The sequence below is a fragment of the Bradyrhizobium denitrificans genome (genome assembly GCF_013179005.1).
Lineage (GTDB): Bacteria > Pseudomonadota > Alphaproteobacteria > Rhizobiales > Xanthobacteraceae > Bradyrhizobium > Bradyrhizobium denitrificans.
The window spans coordinates 133,848-155,331 of the sequence record NZ_JABFDP010000021.1; the positions used below are offsets into that span (position 1 = coordinate 133,848).

Consider the following 21,484-nt stretch of genomic DNA (forward strand, 5'->3'; position numbering starts at 1 on the left):
TGCATTTGGTCGCCAACGCCCCCGCAAGCGGCCAGATGTAAAGGCCCTGCCCGGTCCCCCCCGCCGGGCGGGGCTTACTTTTTCCGCCGTCATCTGCGCCGGCATGACAGCGGAGGCTGTAGCCGTCCCCCTCGTCATCGCGAGCGTCAGCGACGCGATCCAGGGGCTGCGCAGACAGTCTCTGTTCGCGGCCCCTGGATTGCTTCGGCGCAAGCGCGCCTCACAATGACGCCTGTGGCGAGCTTGGTCGCTTAACCCATAGCCGTCATCGCCCGGCTTGACCGGGCGATCCAGTATCCCGAGACGGCAGTGATCCACCGAGAGGCCGCCGCGTCCGGATGCCGCCTGCGCGAGGGTGACATTGGAGGTTGTAGCCTTCTCCGTCGTCGTCGCGAGCGTCAGCGACGCGATCCAGGGGCCACGTGGACAGTCTCTGTTCGCGGCCCCTGGATTGCTTCGGCGCAAGCGCGCCTCGCAATGACGCCTGTGGCAAGCTTGGTCGCGTAACCCACAGCCGTCATCGCCCGGCTTGACCGGGCGATCCAGTATCTCGAGACGGCCATGATCCACCGAGACGCCGCGGCGTATCGGATGCCCGCATGCGCGGGCCTGACAGCGGTGAGTGACCACGACCGTCATTGCGAGCGTCAGCGACGCGATCCAGGGGCTGCGCAGACAGTCTGTCCTGTCAGGCCCGCCCCGCGACGGCCTGCAAACTCAGCCCTCGATCTTGGNGTCCTGTCAGGCCCGCCCCGCGACGGCCTGCAAACTCAGCCCTCGATCTTGGAGAAGTCGGCCACCGCGCGCGTGGCGCTTCGGATCTCATTCATCAGTTTGAGCCGGTTCTCGCGGATCGCCGCGTCGTCGTCGTTGACCTTGACCTTGTCGAAGAACGCGTCGACCGCCGGACGCAGCTTGGCCATCGCGTGCATCGCCGCGGCAAAGTCCTCCTTGGCGACGGCAGCGCCTGCCTCGGAGCCGACCTCGCCGATGGCCTTGGCCAGCGCCTTCTCCTCGTCGAGCCTGTAGAGCGCCGCATCGGGCGCGCCGTCGAACTTGCGCTTGTCCTTCTTCTCCTCGATGGCGAGGATGTTGGAGGCGCGCTTGGTGCCGGCAAGCAGGTTCTTGCCGTCGTCGGTCTCGAGGAATTTGCCGAGCGCCTCGACGCGGCGCACGACCATCAGCAGATCATCCTGGCCGCCGAGCGCGAACACCGCGTCGACGAGATCATGCCGCGCGCCCTGCTCACGGAGCTGGACCTTGAGGCGGTCGGCGAAGAAGGAGAGCAGATCGGCGCTGAGCTTCCCGGCGTCCAGCTCACTCTTGACGTGCAGTCCGGCCAAGGCCGAGCCCGCCACCTGCAAAAGCGACAGCCGCAGAGAATTCTCGGTGATGAGCCTGATCACGCCCAGAGCCGCGCGGCGCAGCGCATACGGATCCTTCGATCCCGTCGGCTTCTCATCGATCGCCCAGAAGCCGACAAGCGTATCGAGCTTGTCGGCGAGCGCGACAGCCACCGATACCGGATCGGTCGGCACGCGATCGCCCGGCCCCTGCGGCTTGTAGTGCTCCTCGCACGCAGCCGCGACAGACACGTCCTCGCCCTGGGCCAGCGCGTAGTACTTGCCCATCAGGCCCTGCACTTCCGGGAACTCACCGACGACCTCGGTGAGCAGGTCGGCCTTGGCGAGCTTGGCGGCGCGCGCAGTCTTCGCCGCATCGGCGCCGACCAGCGGCGCGATCTCGGCGGCGAGCTTCTCGATGCGAGCGATGCGCGCGGCCTGCGTCCCGAGCTTCTCGTGGAATACGATCTGCTCGAACTTCGGCAGCCGATCCTCGAGCCTCGTCTTCAGGTCGGTCTCATAGAAGAACTTCGCGTCCGACAGCCGGGCGCGGATGACGCGCTCATTGCCGGCGATGATGGTCTTGCCGCCGTCGGTCGCCTCGATGTTGGCGGTCAGGATGAATTTTGGCGCGAGGCCGCCGGTCTTGGGGTCGCGCACCACGAAGCATTTCTGGTTGTTGCGGATGGTGGCGCGGATCACCTCAGCCGGAACCTTCAGGTACTCCGGATCGAACGAGCCCATCAGCACGACAGGCCATTCGACGAGGCCTGAGACCTCGTCGAGCAGCACGGGGTCCTCGACCAGCTCATAGCCTTGCGCAAACGCGAGCTGCTTGGCGTCGGTGACGATGGTGTCCTTGCGGCGCTGCGGGTCGAGCACGACCTTGGCGTCGAGCAGCTTGGCCTCATAGTCCTCGAAGCGGCGCACCGAGATCGCAGCCGGTGCCATGAAGCGGTGGCCATAGGTGGTCTGCCCCGCCTCGATGCCGTCGACCGAGAAGCTCACCACGTCGGGCTCCTCGGTCTCCAGGCCGAAAGTCGCGGTGATCGCATGCAGCGGCCGGACCCAGTTCAGCGCGCCGGGCTTTTCCGAGCGCTTGCCCCAGCGCATCGATTTCGGCCAGGGGAAGGTGCGCACGATGACCGGCAGCATCTCGGCGAGCACGTCGAGCGTGGCGCGGCCCGGCTTCTCGATCAGCGCGACGTAGAAATCGCCCTTCTTCGGATCGCGCTGGATCGTCGCCTCCTCGAGCGAGGACAGGCCGGTCGCCTTCAGGAAGCCCTGGATCGCAGCATCGGGGCCACCGACGCGCGGGCCCTTGCGCTCCTCCTTCAGGTCGGCCTGCCGCGCCGGAATGCCGTGCACGGTCAGCGCCAGCCGCCGCGGCGTCGCAAACGCCTTGGCGCCCTCATAGACGAGGCCCTCGGCGACCAGCTTGTCGGTGACCATGCGGCGCAGATCCTCAGCCGCCTTGGCCTGCATGCGCGCGGGGATTTCTTCGGAGAACAGTTCGAGGAGAAGATCGGGCATGTCTCAAGTCTCTCTGCACGAAGAACCACCATCCCCAGGGGGAAGGTCGCCTGCGTTTGGCAGGCGGGGTGAGGTGACCGCGATCTCCGCGTGAATGGCTTCGAGCACCGCCTCAGTCCTGGTCATAACGTCGTTGTTCCAAAATCGCAAAACGCGATAGCCTTCCGAGTTGAGCCAACGCGTGCGGGTTTCGTCGCGCTGGATGTTCGCATCCTCTCCATGCTGCGCCCCGTCAACCTCGATGATGAGGCGCCGGGCCAGGCAGGCAAAATCAGCAACATAGGGACCGATGACGACTTGTCGTCTGAAGTGGGTCCCTTCGATCTCGAAGCGCCGCAGGTGGCGCCATAGGATGTCTTCAGCGCCGGTGGTGTTTTCGCGAAGCTTCTTCGCGGTTCGGCGTTTGAAATCGCTGATCGGCCGTTTGCCCATCTGGCACGTTCACGCCACCCCGCTTGCCCAGCGATGCTCTCGTATCCAAGGCGAGCGCCCCTCCCCCTCCAGAGGGTGAACATATCACGTCCACCCACGAGCGCAGGGCCACCCTCCCCTGGAGGGGGAGGGTCGATTGCTCATGCATTCGCATGAGCAATCGGGGTGGGGTGACAGTCTATCCATGATCAACAGTGTTCCAGCCGAGAGATCACCCCACCCCGGCACGCATCTCGCTTCGCTCGATTGCGTGCCGACCCTCCCCCTCCAGGGGAGGGTGAAGAGTCAGCCTCTGCGCTTCCAGGATCACGCGCCAGCCCCGCCCGCTTCCGTATGCAGCCACGCCTCGCCGCAGGCCTTGGCGAGTTCGCGGACGCGCAGGATGTAGCTCTGGCGCTCGGTGACGGAGATGACGCCGCGCGCGTCGAGCAGGTTGAAGACGTGACTGGCCTTGATGCATTGGTCGTAGGCCGGCAGCGCCATCAGATGTTCTTTGCGGTTGCCCAGCTTTGAATTGTCTTGCCAGCCGGCGGCGAGATATTTGCGGCAGGCGCCCTCGGCCATCTTGAACTGCTCGAACAGCATCTCAGTGTCGGCATGCTCGAAATTGTGCCGTGAATATTCCTGCTCGGCCTGCAGGAAGACGTCGCCATAGGTGACCTTGGCGTAGCCGTCGCGGCCGTTGAAGTTGAGGTCATAGACGCGGTCGACGCCCTGGACATACATCGCCAGACGCTCGAGCCCATACGTCAGCTCACCCGCAACCGGCGCGCATTCGAAGCCCGCGACCTGCTGGAAATAGGTGAACTGCGACACCTCCATGCCGTCGCACCAGCATTCCCAGCCCAGCCCCCAGGCGCCCAAAGTCGGGCTCTCCCAATCGTCCTCGACGAAACGGATGTCGTGAACGGCGGCGTCGATGCCGATTGCGCCGAGCGACTTCAGGTACAATTCCTGAAGGTTCGGCGGCGACGGCTTCATGATCACCTGAAACTGGTAGTAGTGCTGCATCCGGTTCGGATTCTCGCCGTAGCGGCCGTCCTTCGGCCGCCGTGACGGCTGCACATAGGCGGCATTCCACGGCTTCGGGCCGAGCGCGCGCAGGGTCGTTGCCGGATGGAAGGTGCCGGCACCCATCTCCATGTCATAGGGCTGCAGGATCACGCAGCCCTGCTCGGCCCAGAACCGTTGCAGGGCCAGGATGAAGCCCTGGAACGAACGTTCCGGGCGCATGTGCTGAGGCAGCGAATCCATCGTCGGTATCGGTCTTTCGCGCGGGGGTCGGAAAAGCGCGCGGACCGTATCGGCGAGGCCACCAGGAATCAAGGCAATAGGAATCGTGGCCGGGCGGCCAGCGTGCCGCCAGTCGGGCTCAGGTCGTGAGGTCAGCCGGGCCGATAGGCGCCCGTGACCGGATCGCGGCGCAGGGTCTTGATCTCGGCGGTCTGGGCCGCCTCGGCGACGCGCGACAGCCGCGCTTCTTCGAGCTCGCGGTTGATCTTCTGCGCGGTCTTGTAGGCCCAGCGAACCACGGCAAGCCCGCCCACCATACCTGCGAATGCAACGAACGGCGGCATTGGTCGATCCTTGTCCATCATGAGTGCCACCCCCGATTCGTATTCTCGCCGATCCCGGTTCCCGCTGCAATCCGGATCGCGGGGGGGCAAAACAGCGCGGGACGACGGCCTAGAACCCGAATCTGGCCCAGATCGCCCTGGTTTCGGCGGCCGAGATCAGTTCCTCGGCGAATCCGGCCCAGCCGAAGGCCAGGCTGCCGGCCCCCGGCGACCGGCGTCCGAGCAGCCCGGACAACAATCCGGCGGCCGGCGCCACCACGGGCATCGCCACCTTGTCGCCGAACCGGGCACGCAACACGGCGCGGAGATCGCCGATGCCGTCGGCAAGACCGAGCGTCACCGCCGTATCGCCGGCCCAGTACTCGCCGGTGAATAGCACGTCGTCGGCGCTTTTCAGCCGGCCGTTGCGGCTCTCCTTCACCAGCGAAATGAACAGCGCGTGGATCTCACGCTGGATCTTCTTCAGCCGCGCCACGGCGTCGGGATTTTCGGGCAGGAACGGATCGAGCATCGCCTTGTGCTCGCCGGCCGTATACAGCCGACGTTCGATGCCGATCTTGTTGATCAGGTCCTGCAATCCGAACGAGCCGCTGACCACGCCGATCGAGCCGAGGATCGACGAGGGATCGCAGAAGATCTCGTCGCCCGCGCAAGCGATCATATAGCCGCCGGACGCGGCGACATCCTCGACGAAGACGAGCACCGGCAGCTTCTTCTCGGCCGCGAGCTGCCGGATCCGCAGATAGATCTGGCGCGACTGCACCGGCGAGCCGCCGGGCGAATTGATCACCAGCGCCACCGCCTTGGCGTTGCGCATCGCGAACGCGCGCTCCAGCATCTTGGCGACCCCCGCCAGCGTCAGCCCGGGACGCAGCGGAGTCACCGCGCCGATCACGCCGGAGAGGCGGACAACGGGCACGACCGGTGCGCCGCGCAGCCGCGCCGGAAGCAGCGCCTTCAACCGATCCAAAGGCCCCTCTGCAGCGCCGGCTTGTGTCAAATTGTCCACCATTCTGTTACCTCGGATTAACCACTTTTTATCGCGGCACTGCCATTCAATGGGCTGGAACGAGCCTTGCAATCCCCTGGGCAATTGCACGGCGAGCCAAGTTGCAGAGTGCGGCGGAGGAATGCATGAAGGTCTACCTGTTGATGCTGCTGATCGGTACTCTCTTGACTGCGATCCGTTTCACGACGGTAACTGAACGCCCATCCGAAGCGCAGACGCAATAACGCGCGACCTCGATCAACCGTTCAGGGGGCCCCAAGGCCAGCCAAGGCCAGCGCCCCCTGCCCCTCCAGCACACGCACAGCATCTGCATGAGGCACACCTGCTGCCTCATTGAGCATCACCCCCGGCCAGATCTGGAGGGGTGCCCGCCCTCCTTTAACGGCCCTGACCAGGATACGGATTGCCGGCCTCCCGGCCTGCCCGTGCACCGGCTGCACCCCGAAGCTGCCGAAGCCACGCGCCAGCGCCGCCAGCACCTCACCGAGACCATCGGCCCGCCAGATCAAGGTCAGCACGCCACCGGATTTGAGCATCCGGCGCGCGGCATGGGTCCAGACCTCCAATGTCGTTGCCGTCGCCATATGCGCCGTCGCCCGCGCAACGTCCGGCGAGGCGCGGTGACGCGCGGCGTCGTGAAACGGCGGATTCATCAGCACGACATCGACACTGTCGGGGCCGAGCCCAGCCGCGGCAAAGGCCGCAGCGTCCGCGCCGACTTCCAGCGTGACCACATCAGCAGGCAATTGATTGGCGCGTGCATTGTGCTGTGCCAGGCGCGCCAGCTCAGGCTCGCGTTCGACCAGCGTCAGGGCGACACCACCGATGCGGCATGCCAGCGCCAGCCCGGCGGTTCCGACGCCCGCACCGAGATCGACGACGCGATGGCCGGGACGCGCGGCGGTTGCCGCGGCCAGCAGGATGGCGTCATGACCGGCGCGATGACCCGAGGTCGGCTGCCTCAACCGCAATCGGCCGCCGAGCACGGCATCTTCGGAAATCGCGGCCGCGTCACTCATCGGGACGGAGTTCATGCCCGAGCCCTGCGTCGGTGAGAAGCCGGCGGGCCTGCAGATTGTCGTCCTCGTGAACCAGGATCCGTCGCGGCAGAATGCCGAGCGAGCCCTCGATGATGCTCATGTTCTGGTCGAGCACGAGATGGTGGATATCAGCGCCGTCGAGCAGCGCGCCAACAGCCGAAACCAGCACGATATCGTTGGTCCGAACCAATTCCTTCAACCGTTATGTCTCCGTGCAGGCTTCGGTCACGGCTGGGTGGGGTTGGGTCAAGGTTCCGTGTCCGCCCTTGCCGCCTGCGGCCGCAGTTTCTATTGTCGGACACAGAATAGCAAAATTGGAGACCAGCGTGGCGGTTATCGTACCTTTCGAGAGTCCATCGGGCGCTTCCATCGATGGGCTGGTCGGCCTGGTCGCAGCCGACATGGAACGGGTCAACGCCACGATCCTGTCACGCACCGGTTCGGACGTGACGATGATTCCCGAGGTCGCCAACCACCTGATCTCCTCGGGCGGCAAACGGCTGCGGCCGATGCTGACGCTCGCGATGGCGCATCTCACCGGCTATGCCGGCGACGGCCATGTCAAGCTCGCCGCGGCGGTCGAATTCATGCACACCGCGACGCTCCTGCATGACGACGTGGTTGACGAGAGCGAAATGCGCCGCGGCAAATTGTCCGCACGCATGCTCTGGGGCAACGAGGCCAGCGTGCTGGTCGGCGACTTCCTGCTCGGCCAAGCGTTCCGCATGATGGTCGAAGTCGGTTCGCTGCGCGCGCTCGACATTCTGTCGGCTGCGGCGGCCACGATCGCCGAGGGCGAGGTGATGCAGCTCGCCGCCGCCAAGAACACCGCGACCACCGAGGATGAATATCTGGCCGTGATCCGCGGCAAGACCGCCGAGCTGTTCGCCGCCGCCTGCGAGGTCGGCCCGGTGCTCGCCGATCGTCCCAAGGCCGAGCAGACCGCGTCGCGCTCGTTCGGCATGAATCTCGGCATTGCGTTCCAGCTCGTCGATGACGTGCTCGATTATGGCGGCAAGGCCGCCAAGCTCGGCAAGAATGTCGGCGACGATTTCCGCGAAGGCAAGATCACGCTCCCGGTGGTGCTCGCCTTCCGCCGTGGCAGCGACAGTGAGCGTGCCTTCTGGATCAAATCGCTGGAGCGCGGCGAGATCAGTGATTCCGATCTCGACCACGCCATCGGCCTGATGAACAAGCACCGCGCGCTGGAGGACACGATCAGCCGCGCCCATCATTACGGCGCCATGGCCGTCGACGCGCTGGCGCTGTTCCCGGCCTCGCCGATGAAGACCGCACTCGAGCAGGTCGTCGCGTTCTGTCTGGCGAGGTCGCATTAGTTCGTTCGCCTGCCGCCTCCATCGCGGGGGTCATGCCACGCGCAGGCGCGGTCTCCACTACGCCGCCCTGTCTCGATCGACACGACAGCCTCTGGAATATTCGATCGCCCGGTCAAGCCGGGCGACGGCTGGGCTGATTGACGAGCACCGTAGCTCCACTCACCGTCATCGCGGGGAGCGAAGCGACGAAGCGATCCAGGGTCGCGACAAAGATTCTGGATTGCTTCGCTTAGCCGCTTCGCTCGCAATGACGGCTGCGCAAGCTAACTCAGAGTGCCCGCGTGCACCCACCACTCCGGGTGATCAGCGCTGATTTGTGCGCCCGCGGCATTTGCATCGGCCTCGCTGCCATAGATCGCAAAGCAGGTCGCACCGGAGCCGGACATCCGGGCCAGCAGCACGCCGTGGCTTGCGCGCAGCGCGCCGAGCACGGTGCCGATGATCGGTTGCACTTTGAGCGCCGGGGGCTCGAGATCGTTCTTGACCTGGTCGAGCGCGGAGACCCAATCGCCGATGGACGCCCCAGCCGTTGGCCAGGACGGCGCGGTGAGAACGTCGGTCACGCCAACCAGGAGATCACCCGGCTTGAGACCGAGCGCCTGGAACACGTCCTTGGTCGCCACCGGCACGCGCGGATTGATCATCACGCAGGGCAGGACAGGCAGCGCGAGCGGCTGCAGATTCTCGCCGACGCCGGTCATGGTGCAGGCCCGCGAGGGCACGCAGACCGGCACGTCGGCCCCGGTCTTCAGCGCCACCGCCTGCAGACGCGGATCATCAAGCGAGAGGCCATTCAGTCTGGCGAGCAGCCGCAGCGCGGCGGCCGCATCCGCCGAGCCGCCGCCGATGCCGGCCGCGACGGGCAGCACCTTCTCCAATTCGAATGCACCGAGCTTCAGGCCGGGAACGGACTCGGCCAGCAGGCGCGCCGCCTTCAGCACCAGATTGTCGGAGGTCTCACCGCAGGCCGCGGCAAGAGGCCCGGTGGTGGTCAGCGTCAGCTCCGGCCCAGGGACCAGGGTGAGCTGATCCGCGCAATCGGCGAAGGCGACGACGCTTTCGAGATCGTGATAGCCGTCGACGCGGCGGCCGACGACCCGCAATGTCAGATTGACCTTGGCACGGCCCTGCTCCTGCAGCGGCGCGCCGGTGACCGTGGACGCCAACATCGGCGCAATGCCCCCAACATTCTCGGTGGCGGGGTCCGGTGTCGCTCTCGGCCCGCGGCCGAAACGAGCGTGGCCAGCACCGCCACATGCTCCATCAAAATCATCCGGGCTCCCCGGCAAACCGAGGAGCCCGCAATCGCGCTCAAACCATGATCGGACGAACTAACCGCCCTTGCCGTCGTCCTTCTTGGCGTCGGACGGCGCGTCCTTGGTGTCCGCGCTCGCCGCCGCAGGCGCCGGATCGTCGGTCAGACCATTCTGGATCTTGGCCTCGATCTTCGGCAGCTCCTCGGCCTCCGGCTTCAGATCGCGGGCATGGGCCCACTGGAATTTCGCTTCCAGCTTGCGGCCAACGCGCCAATAGGCATCGCCGAGATGGTCGTTGATGGTCGGATCCTCGGGCTTCAAATCGATCGCGCGCTCGAGATGCTTCACCGCCTCTTCGTAATTGCCGATGCGGTAATAGGCCCAGCCGAGCGAGTCGACGATGTAGCCATCGTCGGGGCGCTGCTCGACGGCGCGCTTGATCATCTTCATGCCTTCGTCGAGATTGACGCCCTGGTCGATCCAGGAATAGCCGAGATAGTTCAGCACATGCGGCTGGTCGGGCTGCAGCTCGAGCGCCTTGCGCATGTCGGCCTCGGCCTTGGGCCACTGCTTGGAGCGCTCCAGGCAGATGCCGCGATAGTAGTAATAGACGCTGTTGGCCTTGTCGTTGTTGGCCGGCAGCGAGTCGACGCCGAGCGAATAGGTCTTGGCGCAATCGGCGAACTTCTTGCGGCCGCGCTCGATATTGCCGAGCGCCATGATCGCCTCGAGATCCTTCGGATCCTGCGCGATCACGTCCTTGAGGATCTTGATCGCCTCGTCGCTGCGGTCGGCACTGTCGAGATCGGTGGCGAGCTGGATCTGCGCGTTGCGCTTCAGCGGCGAGCTCGCCGGCACCCGCTCATAGACCTTGATCGCCATCTGCGGCTTCTTCACCGTCTCGTAGAGATCGGCGAGCGACAGCAGCGCCAGCGGATGGCTGGGCTGCAGGTGCAGCGCGAGCTGCAGATAGACCAGCGCGAGATCCTCACCGCCGCGGCGGCTCAAGGTCGCGCCGATGCCGTACAGCGCCTCGGCGGCGCCGGCCTGCGCCGAATCGACCAGCGGCGGCAGCTTCTTGCCTGCCTTGGTGTCGCGCAGCCCCTCCTGCACCAGCGGATGACGGGCGAGCTTCTTGTCGAACGCCTCATAGATCGCGGTGGCGGATGCGGCATCCTTGTTGCGCGACAGCCAACGCGCATAGGCCTCGGTGATCCGCAGCATCGAATCGTCGAGCTTGTAGGCGCGCTCGAAGCGCGTGCCGGCCTCCTTCTCCTTGCCGGCCAGCTCCAGGATCATGCCGGCATGCAGATCCTTGAACAGCGGATACCATTCCGGACCGGTCAGCTTGTCGATATTGGCGACCGCGGTCTTGGCGTCACCCGCGCCGGCCGCGGCCCAGGCCGACAGCAGGGTCGCGACGAGATCGGTGATCGGTCCACGCACCGACTGATTGATGTTGGTCTGCGCGGCCGCGTATTTCTTCTGCTTGATGTCCTGCACGCCGACGACGAGACGCGCGATGCGGTTCGACTTGTCGACGGTGAGGATGCGCTCGGCCAGCTTGACCGCTTCTTCGATGTCGCCATCGGCAACCGAGGAGATGAAGGCGCGATCGAGCAGCTCGTTGTTCTTGGGGTCGCTGCGCAGCGCGGAACGGTAGAACGCGGCGGCGGAAGCGGCATCGCGCTCGACGCTGGCATGGCGGGCCGCCAGATAGCTGCCGGAGGTGGTGAGCGACTTCAGATCGACGCCGGTGGGAAACTTCGCGCTGTTATCCGACGGGTGATCTGGCGTCTGGGCCAGAACGGCGCCCGGAAGCAGCACGGCGGCAACGGCAATTGCGGTCCAGCGATTGCGAATGGATAACATCACGGTGCGCTCTGGTTGTTGGAAAGGAATGGTCGTATCGGACGCGAACCCGGTCGGCCGCTCTTCAAGGCGCCGACAATGCCGCGTTTGGCGGCCAACCGCAAGGATTTGCAGGATATTCGGGTCAGCCGCGAGCCCCTTTGACGAAGGTGACCTGCGTCAAACCGCGGCAGTATGGCCGTATCGTGGCCGGTCGCCCCCGCAGGGGCGACCGCCTCACGCAATCGTGCGTGAATTGCGCTACATGGCTTCGTAGTTCGGCCCCCCGCCGCCTTCCGGAGGAACCCAGGTGATGTTGCCATTGGGATCCTTGACGTCGCAGGTCTTGCAGTGGACGCAGTTCTGCGCGTTGATGACGAAGCGCGGGCTGGCACCGTCCTCGACCCACTCATAGACGCCCGCCGGGCAATAGCGGTTGGACGGGCCGGCATAGACGTCGTGCTCGGAGCTCTTCTGCAGCGCCATGTCGGCGACCTTCAGATGCACCGGCTGGTCTTCCTCGTGATTCGTATTGGACAGGAATACCGACGACAGCCGGTCGAAGGTCAGCTTGCCGTCCGGCTTCATCACTGGCTTCGGCTGGTGCGCCTTGGCGGGATCGAGCGTCGCGCGATCCGGCTTGGCATGCGACTGCGTACCGAACAGCGAGAAGCCGAGCGTGTTGCACCACATGTCGAAGCCGCCGAGGATGACGCCGAGCACGGTGCCGAATTTCGACCACAGCGGCTTGACGTTGCGGACCTTGAACAGGTCCTCGCCGACCGGCGATGAGCGCCAGGCGTTCTCGTAGTCGACCAGTTCGTCATTGGCGCGGCCGGCCGCGAGCGCCGCATTGACATGCTCGGCCGCCAGCATGGCGCTGCCCATCGCATTGTGCACACCCTTGATGCGCGGCACGTTGACGAAGCCTGCCGCGCAGCCGATCAGCACGCCGCCGGCGAACGACAGCCGCGGCACCGATTGATAGCCGCCCTCGGTGATGGCACGCGCGCCATAGGCCAGGCGCTTGCCGCCTTCGAACACGCCGCGGATCGAGGGATGCGTCTTGAAGCGCTGGAATTCCTCGAACGGCGACAGGTAAGGATCGTCGTAGTTCAGATGCACGACGAAGCCGACCGCGACCAGATTGTCGTCGTAGTGATAGAGGAACGAGCCGCCGCCGGTCTTCATGTCGAGCGGCCAGCCGAACGAGTGCTGGATCAGTCCCTTCTGGTGCTTGGCGGGATCGATCTGCCAGACTTCCTTCAGGCCGATGCCGAATTTCGGCGGCTCGCTCTTGGCATCGAGGGCGAATTTCGCGATCAGCTGCTTGGACAGGCTGCCGCGCGCGCCTTCCGCGAACAGCGTGTACTTGCCGAGCAGCTCCATGCCGCGCGTGAACGAGGCCTTCGGCTTGCCGTCCTTGCCAATACCCATGTCGCCGGTGGCGATGCCGCGCACCGCGCCCTGCTCGTCATACAGCACCTCGGTTGCCGCGAAGCCCGGATAGATCTCGACGCCGAGCGCCTCGGCCTTGCGCGACAGCCAGCGACAGACATTGCCGAGCGAGCCGATGTAGCAATGGTGATTGTCCATGAATGGCGGCATCGCAAAGCCCGGCAGCTTGATCGCGCCGCTCTCGGTCATCCAGAAGAACTTGTCGTCCTTGACCTGGGTCTTCAGCGGGCAATCGTCGTCCGACCGCCAGTCCGGGATCAGCTTGTCCAGCGCGAGCGGATCGATCACGGCCCCCGACAGAATATGCGCGCCGACCTCGGAGCCCTTCTCGACGACCACGATGGTGAGGTCGGCATTGAGCTGTTTCAGCCGGATCGCGGCGGTCAGGCCCGAGGGGCCGGCGCCAACGATGACGACGTCAAACTCCATGGATTCGCGCTCGGGTAATTCTTCGGTGCTCATGTCTTTTCGATCTCAGGCCCGGCTGGTGCAGTGGATGTGGCCTTTGCAGCCCCCTGGCGCAAGCAAAGGTCAAACCCGGAGAGCTGCAATAGCGACAATGACTTAACTAGGGTTCCGAAGGCGTTGGCCGTCCGCTGGAGGTGATCCTGAAGGGGAGCGGAGGCTGGCGCCGGAACACTAGGGCGTTCCGTCCCTTTTTTGGGTTATTCCAAGCTCTTGTTTCCGATTTTTCGGGGCAGGACAACCACGTAAATGCATTCCGCCATGCGCCAAGGCGGCGTAGACTGTTGCAACAGACCATCATGATGATCCCCGAGCCCCTCCCCGACGTCCGGCAACTGCTCGCCTTCTATCTGGAGGCGGGCGTCGACTGCGCGCTGGCCGACGAGCCGATCAATCGCCTGGTCGAGCCCGAGGCGGCGCCGGCGCCTGCCGCAGCCGTGGCTCGTCCGGCGGCAGCGTCGCCAGCCGGCCGGTTGCCGGCACCGGCGATTATTCCGCCACGCGGCGAACCGCCGCCCCCACCGGAGGCCGCCATTGCCTCTGCCCGCGAGGCGGCGCTGACGGCGCCGACCCTGGAGGCGCTGCGCGAACTGCTGGAGAATTTCGATGGCTGCGCGCTGAAGCAGACCGCGACGCGGCTGGTGTTCGCCGACGGCAATCCGCAGGCGCGCATCATGCTCGTCGGCGAGGCGCCGGGCCGTGACGAGGACATCGAAGGGCTGCCGTTCGTCGGCCGCTCCGGCAAGCTGCTCGACCGCATGATCGGCGCGATCGGGCTCGACCGCAGCAAGGTCTACATCGCCAATGTCATTCCATGGCGGCCGCCCGGCAACCGCACGCCGACGCCGCAGGAGACGCAGATCTGCCTGCCCTTCATCCGCCGCCAGATCGAGCTGGTCGATCCCGACGTGCTGGTGACGCTCGGCAACCCGTCGACCCAGGCGATCCTCGGTACGACCGAGGGCATCATGCGCAGCCGCGGCAAATGGCGTGACTACGACACCGGCAAGCGCACCATCCGCGCCATCGCGACCTTCCACCCGGCCTATCTGTTGCGCTCGCCGTCCTACAAGCGGCTGTCCTGGCAGGACCTGCGCGCGATCGCGAAGGTGATGGCGGTCTGACGACCGTCTTCGCCGTCATTGCGAGGAGCGAAGCGACGAAGCAATGACGCGGAGAGCATTACGGTCCGCTCGCCGGACGTCGCTGGCGGAAAGGCTACGGCGCCTTCGGCCGCACGATCGCCCAGCCGATCCGCAGCAGCGGCTGGCGACCGTTGATCAGCCAGTCGAAGCTGCGCGGCACCTCCGGCACCAGGCCTGGAAAGCGCTGGGCAAGCTCCGGCGGCGGCGTGCCGACCGTGTCGGAGGCACGCCACACCACGACGCCTCCGGTTTCGGCAAACCTGGCTGGGCTGATCCACGGCGTCCGCTGCGGCGTGGCGTCCAGGAACAGATGCGCGCGGCGGCGGCCGAGCGCAATCAGGCTGGCAAGCTGCGGATCGCCGGCCACGGCCTGCAGCTTCTGATTGGTGCGGCGCTCGAAGCTCTCGACGAAGAAGCGGGAGATGTCGCGCGCGGGCATCGCGGTCGCGACCTCGCCATCGCCGAGCAACGGGACGATCACCGCGCTGCCGGCGACCAGGATTGCGGGCGCGGCCACGGCTGCGGCCCACACGCTGCGCAGCAGCCGCTGGCGCCGCAGATAGATCAGATCGCCCGAGGCGACCACCATGGCGAGGCCGACCATGGTCAGGGCGACGGCGGTCCCGCCCAACACGGTGGGAAGGCCGAACAGGGCCGAGATCAGGCTGCCGACCAAGGCAGGTGCGATCGCGAAGCAATAGGCGAAGTCGCGGGCCAGCGCCGGCACCGACCGGCGGTAGATGATCGGAGAATCGGCTTCACCGCGGGCGAACCAGCCGGCGTCGAGCACCACGAGGAGCAGCACGGCGGAGATCGCCAGCAGCAATCCGCCGGCCAAAGCGAGCCAATGCCAGGCGCGCGCCGAGAGCTCCGCCAGCACCGGCAGGGCCGGAAGCCCCACGCTGTCGGAACGCAACACGAAGATGAGGTAAGGCAGCGCCAGCGCCAGCACGACCAGCAGCGCGAACAGCGGATCGAACGATCGCAGCACCTGCCGGCCCTCGGCGGTCGACACCGTGAAGACCGCGAGCAGCAGCAGCAGGCCGGCGGCGGCGGGCGTGGTGAGCAGCAGCAGACCCGCCTCGATCGACCATGCAAACCAGGCGTTGCGCTGGCCCTGGCCGAGGATCCGCCAGCTATGCAGCAGCAGCAGCGCCCACAGCGGGCGCGCGAGCACGTCCGGCCCGAATTCAAGTGTCGGCGCCCCGAACGCCGTGACGGTCATCGTCAACAGCACCGCAAGCACCGCCTGCTGGCCGCCGACGATGGCACGGGCGAGCAGATAGATCACCCAGAAGGTCACGGCCGAGCACAGCGCGGCCAGCACATACACGCCGAACAGATGATTGCCGGCGAAGCGATAGGCGATATCCGCGAGCCAGAACGGCAGCGGCGGCCCGAGATCGGTGCCGACCTGGTACTCCCGTCCGAAGGCAATCGACATCGCGAGCTGGCCGGGAGGGCTGCGGTAGAACAGCAGCGCGATGCCCAGCCAGAGAAGGGCGTGACACAGCACCACGATGACGACGACCAGCCGAGGCCGCGCGCGGATCAGTTCGACAACCAGTGACGTGAAACGCATGAACGGCTGGATCGCTTGGGACGTCGAGGAGGCCGGCAGGACCGTCCCTCATCCGCAGCCGCGTTGTCCGACGCCCGCAATCGATACCGCATGATCGAGGCGCACAACACCGCCCCCGCTGCGAGGAGTGACACTTCGTGCTGGTTGGCTGGCAAAACTATTAAGACCGCGGCGCCGTCGAGGCAACCGGCATCAGGCGCCAAGCGCGATTTCGCTGGATGTCACCACCGTCACGTCCGCGAAGAGATCGGGCTCCGGCACGTCGGCCCAGGGCTGATGCTTGCGCCGCGCCGCCACTACAGGCGCAAACAGGCTGCGGTGATGTACCGAGGGCCCCAACCGATCCAGCGCGGCGAGATGCTCGGGCACGCCATAGCCCTTGTGCTGCTCGAAGCCGTAGCCCGGGCAATCCTGCGCCAAGGCGCACATCAGCCGGTCGCGCGTGACCTTGGCGACGATCGAGGCCGCCGCGATCGACATCACCAGCCCATCCCCGCCGATCACCGCCTCGCAATGGCAGTCGACGTCGATTCGGTCGCGGCCATCGACGAACACGTGCTTGGGTGCCTCGGGCAGCGCCCTCACCGCGCGTGACAGCGCCCAGAGCGACGCGCGCAGGATGTTGTCGCGATCGATTCGCGCCGGCGAGGCGAAGGCGACCGCGAACGCCGATGTCTTGCAGATTTTGTCGAACAGCGCCTCGCGCTGCTCGGCGCTCAGCCGCTTCGAATCGTCGAGGCCCTTCGGGATGCGGTTGGGATCAAGAATCACCGCGGCCGCAACCACGGGGCCGGCCAGCGGACCACGGCCGGCCTCGTCACACCCGGCCACCGGCCAGATGCCCTGCTTCAACAGCGCGCGCTCGCGCCGGAAGCTCGGCGGCGCCACGGCGATGACGCCCTTGCCGGACTTGCTGGTGGCGGGCTTGGCGGCGGGCTTGCCTGCAGCGCTTTGGGCGGCCTGATTGCCGGTGGCTTTCGCAGCCGGACTGGCCTTTGCAGCAGCGGCCGATTTCGCCCTGCCCGGCGTTTTGGCTTGGTCTCGAATCATGGCCGTGATGGTGCGGAACGGCCCGCGGCGACGCAACCCGAACGCGGCTCAATTCCCCGCTATTCGCACCCTGTCCGCGGACCGGCTAGGCCGGCAGATGCACCCGGTCATCCTCGCCGACATCGATCCCCGGCGCCGTCACCACCTCCCAGACATGACCGTCCGGATCGGCGAAATAGCCGCTGTAACCGCCATAATCGGTCTGCTGCCCCGACTTCAGCAAGTTCGCGCCCTTTTCCACCGCCGACGCAAGCGCCGCATCGACCTCGGCCTCCGAGCGGCAGTTCCAGGCCAGCGTGACGCCGCGAAACGCCTGTGGCCGCGGCGCGTCCGGCACGCCCGCATCGTGCGCGAGCGCGTCCCAGGGGTACAAGGCCAGCACCGTTCCCCCGGTGTCGAAGAAAGCCACCGCCTCGCCCGTCGCTTGGAATTTCCTGGCGAACCCAAGCGACGCGTAGAAGGCGATGCTCCGCCGCATCTCGGCCACGCCGAGCGTGATGACGGTGAAGCGCGGGACGACGGATTGTGCACTCATGGCGCGACCTCCGTCCACCTCAGAACAGGCTCAGCTGCTGGCCGCCGCCCTTCGGCCGCACGAAATGATCGGTGGTCAGCTTGGTACGGCGCTTGTTCAGGCCGAGCTTCTCGCAGGCGATCTCGAAGCGGCGGCCGATCATCCAGGCCATCGGTCCGGTCCCCTTCATCCGCGTGCCCCATTGCGAGTCGTAGTCGCGGCCACCGCGCATGTCGCGAATCAAGGTGAAGACGTGGCGGTAGCGATCCGGATAATGCTCGAGCAGCCATTCGCGGAACAGGTCGCGCACCTCCAGCGGCAGCCGCAGCAGCACATAAGCGGCTTCCTTGACACCGGCATGGGCGGCGGCATCGAGGATGCGCTCGATCTCGCTGTCGTTGAGCGCCGGAATCACCGGCGCCACCATCACGGTCGTCGGGATGCCCGCCTTCGACAGCGCCTGCAGCGCCTCCAGCCGCTTCGAGGGTGTCGAGGCCCGCGGCTCCATGGTGCGCGCCAGCTTCGGATCCAGCGTGGTCACGGAGATCGCAACCTTCGCCAGGTTCTTCTTGGCCATCCGCGCCAGGATGTCGGCATCACGCATCACCAGCGCCGACTTGGTCACGATCCCGACGGGATGGCCAACCTTTTCCAGCACCTCGAGGATGCCGCGCATGATCTTCCGCTCACGCTCGATCGGCTGATAGGGATCGGTGTTGGTGCCGATCGCGATCATCCGCGGCTCATAGCCGCTGGCCGCCAGTTCCTTCTCCAGCAGGGCGGGCGCATCCGGCTTGACGAACAGCTTGGATTCGAAGTCGAGGCCCGGCGAGAGGCCGAGAAAGGCGTGGGTCGGCCGCGCGAAGCAATAAACGCAGCCATGCTCACAGCCCCGATACGGATTGATCGAGCGGTCGAAGCCGATGTCCGGCGAGTCGTTGCGGGTGATGACCTTGCGCGACGTGTCGGTCGCGACCGTCGTCTTGAACGGCGGCAAGTCCTCGAGGCTCTGCCAGCCGTCGTCGAACACAACGCGGGCCTCCGCCTCATAGCGGCCGCTCGCATTGGATTGCGCTCCCCGGCCACGGCGCCGGCCCCGTTCGATGGCGACCGCGAGTTCGGGAAAGTCCTTCTCGGGACTGCTTTTTTCAAGACCCGAGGAAGGCGCGCCCACCGGCTCGGAGGGCACCGGGACCGGCGGGCGCTTGAGGGCATGTGAAGATGCTCGGCTCATGGCCAAGACATAGCACATAAGAAGAACATTACAAGAACAATAAAGAACAATCCCCGCAGCGGACGTCTGAGGCGGCGCAAGGCCAGCCATCACATTCCCGTTCTATCCTGCAGCCGGGCTGGAACGGGACGGTGCGGCGTTACTCTAATGCACTCTCCCGCAGGCGCGAAACGAATGGCAAGCGAGCTCCCATGCAAACCACTTCTCCCCAGCAGACCCACACGGCCGACGACCTCGACCTGCTCGACCGCTATTGGCGCGCGGCGAATTATCTCTCGGTCGGGCAGATCTACCTGCTGGACAACGCGCTGCTCCGCGAGCCGCTGCAGCCGCAGCACATCAAGCCGCGGCTGCTCGGCCATTGGGGCACGACACCAGGCCTCAACTTCATCTACGCGCATCTCAACCGCGCGATCCGGATGCAGGATCTCAGCGTCATCTATGTCTGCGGCCCCGGCCATGGCGGCCCGGGCATGGTCGCCAACACCTATCTCGAAGGCTCCTACAGCGAGATCTATCCGGACATCACGCGCGACGCGGACGGCTTGCGAAAACTGTTCCGGCAGTTCTCCTTCCCCGGCGGTATCCCCAGCCATGCGGCGCCGGAGACGCCGGGCTCGATCCATGAAGGCGGCGAACTCGGCTATGCGCTGGTCCATGCTTATGGCGCCGCGTTCGACAATCCCGACCTGATCGTCGCCTGCGTGGTCGGCGATGGCGAGGCCGAGACCGGCCCGCTCGCCGCGTCCTGGCATTCGAACAAGTTCCTCAACCCGGCCCATGACGGCGCGGTGCTGCCGATCCTGCATCTCAACGGCTACAAGATCGCCAACCCGACCGTGCTCGGCCGCATGAGCGACGCCGAGATCAAATGCCTGTTCGAAGGCTATGGCTATGCGCCGCTGTTCGTCGCGGGTGACGAGCCTCAGGCGATGCACAGGCAGATGGCGGACGCGCTCGATGTCGCGCTCGCCAGCATCCGCTCGATCCAGCAGAATGCGCGGCTGCCGGATGCGGTGATCCACCGCCCGCGCTGGCCGATGATCGTGCTGCGCAGCCCGAAGGGCTGGACCGGGCCGAAAGAGGTCGATGGCCTCAAGGTCGAAGGCTTCTGGCGCGCGCACCAGGTGCCGATCGCCAATCCGCGCGGCAAGCCGGAGCATCTCGCGCTGCTCGAAGCCTGGATGAAGAGCTATCAGCCGGAGACGCTGTTCGACACGCAGGGCCGGCTGGTGCCGGAACTGCAGGCGCTGGCGCCGAAGGGCACGCGCCGCATGGGCGCCAATCCGCACGCCAATGGCGGGCTGTTGAAGCGCGAGCTCAAGCTGCCGGACTTCCGCGCTTTCGCCGTCGCGCTGCGCGCCCCGGGCGAGACCATCGCGGAGGCGACGCGCGAGCTCGGAAAATTCCTGCGCGAGGTCATCACGCTGAATGCGGATGCGAGAAACTTCCGCATCATGGGCCCGGACGAGACCGCTTCGAACCGGCTGGATGCGGTGTTCGACGTCACCGAGCGGGTCTGGATGGAAGGCATCGAGCCCTACGACGTCCACCTCGCCCATGACGGCCGCGTCATGGAGGTGCTGAGCGAACATCTCTGCCAGGGCTGGCTGGAAGGCTATCTGCTCACCGGCCGCCACGGCTTGTTCTCGTGCTACGAAGCCTTCATCCACATCATCGATTCGATGTTCAACCAGCACGCCAAATGGCTGAAGGTGTCGCGCCATCTGCCGTGGCGCCGGCCGATCGCGTCGCTGAACTATCTCTTGACCTCTCACGTCTGGCGCCAAGACCATAACGGCTTCAGCCATCAGGACCCCGGCTTTGTCGACCTCGTCGCCAACAAGAAGGCCGATATCGTCCGCATCTACTTCCCGCCCGATGCCAACACGCTGCTGTGGATCGCCGACCACTGCCTGCGCACCTATGACCGCATCAACGTGATCGTCGCCGGCAAGCAGCCCTCACCGCAATGGCTGACGATGCAGGAGGCGGCGACGCATTGCGATGCCGGCATCGGCATCTGGTCATGGGCCGGCACCGAGCCGGCCGACGCAGCGCCCGACGTGGTGATGGCCTGCGCCGGAGACATCCCGACCTTGGAGACCCTCGCCGCCGTCGACCTGTTGCGCAAGGCGCTGCCCGAGCTCAAGATCCGCGTCGTCAACGTCGTCGATCTGATGACCTTGCAGCCCGACACTGAGCATCCGCACGGACTGAGCGACCGCGATTTCGACAGCCTGTTCACGACCGACAAGCCCGTCATCTTCGCCTATCATGGCTACCCACATCTCATCCATCGCCTGACCTACAGCCGCACCAATCATGCCGGCATGCATGTGCGCGGCTTCATCGAGGAAGGCACCACGACGACGCCATTCGACATGGTGGTGCTCAACGAACTCGATCGTTTCCACCTTGCCATCGAAGTCATCGAGCGCGTGCCGGGGCTCAGCGTCTCGGCGGCCCATGTGAAGCAGACATTCCGCGACGCGCTGATCGAACACACGCGCTATGTCCGCGAGCACGGCGAGGACATGCCTGCGATCCGCGATTGGGTCTGGCCCAACAGTACAGGCGGAACGACTCCGGCGGAGGCTGGCGACTGAGTAGCAGCGCCTACTGATGTGACGTTTTCATGAATGATCTAGCGCAATG

17 protein-coding genes are annotated in these 21,484 nt (G+C 65.9%); 3 read left to right on the forward strand and 14 right to left on the reverse strand.

What is annotated here, in order from left to right; translation table 11 throughout:
• Positions 1-770 precede the first annotated feature (770 nt).
• From glyS to HL671_RS23835, 7 genes are all read right to left on the reverse strand, one after another.
• Complete coding sequence (gene glyS, locus HL671_RS23805) at positions 771-2,876, reverse strand: glycine--tRNA ligase subunit beta (protein WP_172239239.1); 2,106 nt, start codon at positions 2,874-2,876, stop codon at positions 771-773.
• Positions 2,877-2,879: 3 nt separating this feature from the next.
• Positions 2,880-3,308, reverse strand: coding sequence for an endonuclease domain-containing protein (locus HL671_RS23810; protein WP_012042555.1), 429 nt, complete (start codon positions 3,306-3,308; stop codon positions 2,880-2,882).
• Between the two features lie 306 nt (positions 3,309-3,614).
• Positions 3,615-4,562, reverse strand: a complete 948-nt coding sequence (locus HL671_RS23815) for a glycine--tRNA ligase subunit alpha (RefSeq protein WP_172239242.1) — start codon at positions 4,560-4,562, stop codon at positions 3,615-3,617.
• 131 nt (positions 4,563-4,693) lie between these two features.
• Positions 4,694-4,885 (reverse strand): hypothetical protein, encoded by a 192-nt coding sequence (locus HL671_RS23820; protein WP_012042553.1) that lies wholly within the window; start codon positions 4,883-4,885, stop codon positions 4,694-4,696.
• 109 nt (positions 4,886-4,994) lie between these two features.
• Complete coding sequence (locus HL671_RS23825) at positions 4,995-5,897, reverse strand: S49 family peptidase (RefSeq protein ID WP_041750551.1); 903 nt, start codon at positions 5,895-5,897, stop codon at positions 4,995-4,997.
• Positions 5,898-6,139: 242 nt separating this feature from the next.
• Entirely contained in the window at positions 6,140-6,913 is a 774-nt protein-coding gene (locus HL671_RS23830; protein WP_172239245.1) for a tRNA1(Val) (adenine(37)-N6)-methyltransferase, read from the reverse strand.
• A complete protein-coding gene (locus HL671_RS23835; RefSeq protein ID WP_012042550.1) occupies positions 6,906-7,133 on the reverse strand; it encodes a putative signal transducing protein in 228 nt (75 codons plus the stop codon). Before HL671_RS23835 ends, HL671_RS23830 begins: the two co-directional genes overlap by 8 nt.
• Before the next feature lie 127 nt (positions 7,134-7,260).
• Here HL671_RS23835 and HL671_RS23840 point away from each other — a divergent pair, with 127 nt between their 5' ends.
• Positions 7,261-8,271, forward strand: coding sequence for a polyprenyl synthetase family protein (locus HL671_RS23840; RefSeq protein WP_012042549.1), 1,011 nt, complete (start codon positions 7,261-7,263; stop codon positions 8,269-8,271).
• Between the two features lie 263 nt (positions 8,272-8,534).
• Here HL671_RS23840 and HL671_RS23845 read toward each other — a convergent pair whose 3' ends face one another.
• From HL671_RS23845 to HL671_RS23855, 3 genes are all read right to left on the reverse strand, one after another.
• Positions 8,535-9,440 carry a 4-(cytidine 5'-diphospho)-2-C-methyl-D-erythritol kinase gene (locus HL671_RS23845; RefSeq protein ID WP_172239248.1) on the reverse strand — a complete coding sequence of 302 codons (906 nt, stop codon included), beginning with the start codon at positions 9,438-9,440 and terminating at the stop codon, positions 8,535-8,537.
• 162 nt (positions 9,441-9,602) lie between these two features.
• Positions 9,603-11,399: a tetratricopeptide repeat protein gene (locus HL671_RS23850; RefSeq protein WP_085972597.1), complete on the reverse strand. Its 1,797-nt coding sequence runs from the start codon at positions 11,397-11,399 to the stop codon at positions 9,603-9,605.
• A 240-nt stretch (positions 11,400-11,639) separates the two neighbouring features.
• Complete coding sequence (locus tag HL671_RS23855) at positions 11,640-13,298, reverse strand: electron transfer flavoprotein-ubiquinone oxidoreductase (RefSeq protein WP_172239251.1); 1,659 nt, start codon at positions 13,296-13,298, stop codon at positions 11,640-11,642.
• A gap of 305 nt (positions 13,299-13,603) precedes the next feature.
• Between HL671_RS23855 and HL671_RS23860 the strand changes: the two genes are divergently transcribed.
• Positions 13,604-14,425, forward strand: a complete 822-nt coding sequence (locus HL671_RS23860) for a uracil-DNA glycosylase (protein ID WP_172239296.1) — start codon at positions 13,604-13,606, stop codon at positions 14,423-14,425.
• A 94-nt stretch (positions 14,426-14,519) separates the two neighbouring features.
• Here HL671_RS23860 and HL671_RS23865 read toward each other — a convergent pair whose 3' ends face one another.
• From HL671_RS23865 to HL671_RS23880, 4 genes are all read right to left on the reverse strand, one after another.
• Complete coding sequence (locus tag HL671_RS23865) at positions 14,520-16,028, reverse strand: glycosyltransferase family 39 protein (protein ID WP_012042544.1); 1,509 nt, start codon at positions 16,026-16,028, stop codon at positions 14,520-14,522.
• 192 nt (positions 16,029-16,220) lie between these two features.
• Positions 16,221-17,078, reverse strand: coding sequence for a ribonuclease HII (locus HL671_RS23870; protein WP_172239254.1), 858 nt, complete (start codon positions 17,076-17,078; stop codon positions 16,221-16,223).
• Between the two features lie 85 nt (positions 17,079-17,163).
• On the reverse strand, positions 17,164-17,613 hold the full coding sequence (locus HL671_RS23875; protein ID WP_172239257.1) for a VOC family protein: 450 nt from the start codon (positions 17,611-17,613) through the stop codon (positions 17,164-17,166).
• Positions 17,614-17,632: 19 nt separating this feature from the next.
• Positions 17,633-18,826: a PA0069 family radical SAM protein gene (locus tag HL671_RS23880; RefSeq protein WP_041751372.1), complete on the reverse strand. Its 1,194-nt coding sequence runs from the start codon at positions 18,824-18,826 to the stop codon at positions 17,633-17,635.
• A gap of 191 nt (positions 18,827-19,017) precedes the next feature.
• Here HL671_RS23880 and HL671_RS23885 point away from each other — a divergent pair, with 191 nt between their 5' ends.
• On the forward strand, positions 19,018-21,435 hold the full coding sequence (locus HL671_RS23885; protein ID WP_172239260.1) for a phosphoketolase family protein: 2,418 nt from the start codon (positions 19,018-19,020) through the stop codon (positions 21,433-21,435).
• The last annotated feature ends 49 nt before the right edge of the window (positions 21,436-21,484 follow it).